Source organism: Candidatus Paracaedibacter symbiosus, assembly GCF_000757605.1.
Lineage (GTDB): Bacteria > Pseudomonadota > Alphaproteobacteria > Paracaedibacterales > Paracaedibacteraceae > Paracaedibacter_A > Paracaedibacter_A symbiosus.
The window spans coordinates 1,966-3,359 of record NZ_JQAK01000031.1 but is presented as its reverse complement, the minus strand read 5'-3'; the positions used below and the strand labels follow the sequence as shown (position 1 = coordinate 3,359).

The following is a 1,394-nucleotide window of genomic DNA, read 5'->3' as shown; positions in this document are numbered from 1 at the left end:
TGCTAGCGACACAAGTTTTACGCCTACTACCAATCCGTGTACGTAGGAATATGCCTCCATTCGTGTAGGTGAATGGACCGGCCAGCCTTTCGTAGACATCCAGTTGCCATAATTGACGGCACTGGCCGGGGTGTTTATGGGCAACCGCAATCCCCCCCCCTGTTCAGCGCCAAGTTCTCCACGAGGCACCGACGTCCCCCCGCTTTCAGTAGCGGGGCTGTTTAGAGTCCGGGTTTCATCGTAGCGGCTTTGGCTGCCAGCTGTTCGGCATAGGCGGCCGGGGTCAGGCCGCCCAAGGTCTTCTTCGGGCGCTCCTCGTTGTATTCCCGCCGCCAGGTCTCGATCTCGGTGCGGGCGTGCAGCAGCGTCGGGAACCAGTGCTCGTTGAGGCATTCGTCACGCAGACGGCCATTGAAGCTCTCGATGTAGGCGTTCTGGTTCGGCTTGCCCGGCTGGATCAGGCGCAGCTGCACACCTCGCTCGTGGGCCCACGTCACCATGGTCTTGCCGCAGAATTCCTTGCCGTTGTCGGTCCGGATCACCTGCGGCACACCGCGGGTCAGCGCCAGCCGGTCGAGCACCCGCGCCACGCCGTGGCCGGAAATGGCCCGTTCCACCTCGATGGCCACCGCCTCATGCGTAGCGTCGTCGACGATGGTCAAGGCCTTGAGCACACGACCCTCGGCGGTACGGTCGAACACGAAGTCCATCGACCACACCTGGTTGGCCACCTCGGGCCGCAACAACGGCTGGCGATCGCCCAGGGCGACCTGCTTGCGCTTGCGTCGCCGCACCTGCAGCCCGGCCTGCTGATACAACCGTTCCACCCGCTTGTAGTTCACCGGCCACTGCTCCTGCCGCAGTTTCAAATAGATCATCCCGACGCCGTAGCGCTTGTGCCGCTGCGCCAGCGCCAGGATCCGCTCGCGCAATTCGACGTTGCGGTCCGCACGCGGCTCGTAGCGCAGCGCGCTGGCGCTCATCCGCACCACCACCAGCGCCCGCCGTTCGCTCAGTCCTCGCTCCACCAGATGCCGCACCAGCGTCCTGCGCGCCGGTGCGCTCACCACTTTTTTCGCAAGGCATCCTTGATGACGTCGTTCTCGAACAGCTGCTCGGCCAGCAACTTCTTCAGCCGGGTGTTCTCCGCCTCCAGGTCCTTCAGGCGTTTGGCTTCCGGCACGGTCATCCCGCCAAACTTGCTCCGCCACAGGTAATACGAGGCCTCACTGAACCCGTGCGTGCGACACAGCTCCTTGACCGGCAGCCCGGCCTCCGCCTCACGCAGGAAGCCAATGATCTGTTCTTCGGAAAAGCGCTTCTTCACGTCCAATCTCCGTCTCGTTGGGGATTGGACTCCAAATCAGCCTGCTACTCAAAATCGGGGGGACGTC

General features: G+C 63.3%; 2 protein-coding genes. Both read right to left on the bottom strand.

Annotation, left to right across the window (positions count from 1 at the left end; translation table 11 throughout):
• Positions 1–189 (bottom strand): hypothetical protein (locus tag IG80_RS16430; protein ID WP_232224430.1); only part of this gene is annotated, 189 nt, incomplete at its 3' end.
• A gap of 32 nt (positions 190–221) precedes the next feature.
• Positions 222–1,327 (bottom strand): IS3 family transposase gene (locus IG80_RS0111925; protein WP_156962235.1). Its coding sequence is split into 2 segments (ribosomal slippage): positions 222–1,069 and positions 1,069–1,327, totalling 1,107 coding nucleotides; the frame shifts between segments, so codons are not numbered across the junction.
• Between the last annotated feature and the right edge of the window lie 67 nt (positions 1,328–1,394).